The sequence below is a fragment of the Clostridium sp. genome, from assembly GCF_051650885.1.
Classification (GTDB): domain Bacteria; phylum Bacillota; class Clostridia; order Clostridiales; family Clostridiaceae; genus Clostridium.
In genome coordinates, this window is sequence record NZ_JBOFRG010000174.1 from 1 (window position 1) to 2,912 (window position 2,912).

The 2,912-nt window shown below is 30.2% G+C and carries 4 protein-coding genes; all 4 read left to right on the forward strand.

What is annotated here, in order from left to right; genetic code table 11:
- Nucleotides 1-789 (forward strand): rhodanese-like domain-containing protein (locus tag ACRC28_RS08490; protein WP_438543023.1); only part of this gene is annotated, 789 nt, incomplete at its 5' end.
- 62 nt (nucleotides 790-851) lie between these two features.
- The gene (locus tag ACRC28_RS08495) at nucleotides 852-1,322 is read left to right on the forward strand and encodes a hypothetical protein (protein WP_438543024.1); all 471 of its coding nucleotides are present in this window, start codon (nucleotides 852-854) and stop codon (nucleotides 1,320-1,322) included.
- 108 nt (nucleotides 1,323-1,430) lie between these two features.
- Complete coding sequence (locus ACRC28_RS08500; protein ID WP_438543025.1) at nucleotides 1,431-2,366, forward strand: ATP-binding cassette domain-containing protein; 936 nt, start codon at nucleotides 1,431-1,433, stop codon at nucleotides 2,364-2,366.
- A 13-nt stretch (nucleotides 2,367-2,379) separates the two neighbouring features.
- A partial coding sequence (locus tag ACRC28_RS08505; protein WP_438543026.1) for an ABC transporter permease occupies nucleotides 2,380-2,912 on the forward strand: 533 nt, incomplete at its 3' end.

Genomic DNA, 2,912 nt, shown 5'->3' on the forward strand with positions numbered 1-2,912 from the left:
ATAAAGTTAAAGGACTTAGAAGAATTTAAAGTTGATGAGTTAGAGTTTAAAGTTATACATACACCAGGACATACTGAAGATAGCATGAGCATTATTTGTGAAGATAAACTTTTCACAGGTGATTTTTTATTTTTAGATGGAACAGGAAGAGATGATTTAGAAACAGGAAGCAGTGAAACTCACTTTAAGACACTTAAAAAGATTCATGAGCTAAATGATTACTTAGTGGTATGTCCAGCACATAACTATGGACAACATGAATTATCAAGCCTGCATCAAGTGAAAAAAGAAAACCCTATTTTAAAATGCAAAACATTAGATGAATTTGTTAAAGAAACAAAGCCAGAGAAGGAGGCACCAGACTGGATGAATGATGTAGTTAAATTAAACAATGAGGGAAATAAGGACTTTGACTCAATTAAAATAAAGAAAGGTGAGGGAGCTTGCCAAAAAGGAAGTGGAAATGAAAAGTCTTTAGAGAATATAGGGTACATAACAAAAAATGAGCTTAAAGATACAATGAAAATGAAGTTAAATACTGTAATTTTAGATGTAAGAGGGGAAGAAGAGTTTAAAGAATTAAAGCCTATAGAAGGCTCAATTTTTATTCCAATTGAAGAGCTTCCAAACAGGCTTGAAGAACTTCAGAAGTATAGAGGTAGAACATTTGTAACTGTCTGTAGAAGTGGAGTGAGAGCAATGAAGGCAGCTAAAATTATAAAAATGAGTAATATAGGAAATGCATTTGTATTAAAAGGTGGAATAATAAAGTTTAGAGAGGAATTTTAGGTTATAAAAAATAGCTACATCCCCTTTTCTAGGTGGTAAAATAAGTAAGAGGGGGTGTTGGAATGAAAAAAGTAGCTTTTATGATGTTAAGTCTTATTTTTATAAGTATCTTAGGTGAGGGTACTATTGCATTTGCAAAAGAGAAAAATGGATGGGGGAGTTCTTTAATGAATTTAAGCAAAAGTGTAGTGACAAGTGTTTTAGATTCAAAGATTAGTTTTCCTATGGAGTGTCTTGATGATATAGGAAAATGTGATTGTGAAAATACTTATAAAAGTCATGAAAACAAGTTAAAAGAAGGAATAAAAAAAGAAGAAAGAAAAATAACTTGCAACTGTGGTGGAGTGCTTTCAGAGACTGTTGTTAGTACTGGAAAATGGAGTTTTTCAAATGGTGTAAAATGTACGCATGGACGAGGTGGATATGATTATATTTATGAAAAAAGAGTTGTGACTACTTATGAATGTACAAAGTGTTCTTTTTATACAGAAGTAGATAGGAATGAAAGTAAAAAAGAATGTATTGGGGTATAAAATTTAAATAGTGACTTAAGTCATTTATGTCGTGACTTAAGAGTATAGAATCTCTCTAGGACTTATCTTATTATAAGATTAAAGATAAGAACTGGAGGGATTTTTTTTATGGGAATTGTTGAGATTAAAAATGTAACTAAAAGATTTAAGGATAAATTGGTTTTAGATAATGTAAGCTATGAAGTAAATGCGGGAGAGATTTTTGGATTTATAGGGCCTAATGGTGCTGGTAAATCTACACTTATTAATATTATGACATCAATTTTAGTGCCTGATAGTGGAACTATTTTAATTAATGGATTTGATATTCAAAAGGAAAGTATAAAAGCTAAGGAGTGCATAGGGTATGTACCACAAGATTTAGCATTACTTGAAAATCTTAATGCTTATGATAATTTAGAGTTTTTTGGAGCTTTAAGTGGACTGAGTGGAAAGCTTTTAAAGGAGAGAATTAAAGAAGCTTTAAGTCTTGCAGGGCTTACTGATAAAAGAAAAGAAAAGGTTAAGAAGTTTTCAGGCGGAATGAAGAGAAGACTTAATATTGCAGTCGGGATTTTAAATCATCCTAAGGTTTTAATTTTAGATGAGCCTACTGTTGGAGTTGACCCACAATCAAGAAATCATATATTTAGCTTTATAAAAAAGATTAGAGATGAATGGGGAACAACTGTTATCTACACTTCTCACTATATGGAAGAAGTTGAGGAGCTTTGCTCTAGAGTCTTTATTATGGATTTAGGACGTGAAGTTTCATATGGAACAAAGGAAGAGATTAAAAAGGCTGTATTTTCAAATGATAAGGTTATTTTAAAGCAAAGTGGAATGGATGCCTCTTCTATAATGAAGCTTAAAGAGGAAAAAACTATAATTGATATTTTAGAAAATGAAGATGAAGTTACTTTAACTGTAACTAATGACTTTAAGCTTGGAGCTACTTTAAATCTTTTAGAAAATAGTGGTGTAACAGTTAGAAGAGTTAGCTATGAAGAAGCTAAGCTTGAGGATGTATTCTTAAGATTAACAGGAAAAAATTTAAGAGATTAGGAGGAATAGAGAGATGAAATTTTTGTATTATGTAAAAACAAGCCTAAAAGGATTAATTTCAACTATTGTTCCAACTATAGCATATTTTATTTTATTTCCTTTAATTCTAAGTGGAGTATTCTTTATGATGGAAAATATATCTCATAATAGTGATTTAAAATTAAAGGAAGTTACAGTCCAAGTTGTTGATTTAGATAAAAGTGAAATGTCAAAGGCTTTAATAGAATTTTTAAAGGGAGAAAACTTTAAGGAGTTTGTAAATATAAAAGAGGAAGTAGAGCCTTCAAATATGAAAGCTGTAGAGTCTATAAAAGGGGAAAACAAGCTTATTATTAATAAGGGCTATGAGGAAGGAATCTTAGAATCTAAAAAGGCAGAAAGCATAAAGCTTCAAGTAACAGATTTAAAAAATGAACATTCTTTAGAAGCTATAAAAAACATCTTAAATGTATATCATCAAAATCTTTATATGGAAGTGAGTGGTGGAAATAGAGATGAGATAAACAAAATAAATAGTATATCTGTAATAAATGAAAATATTTTAGA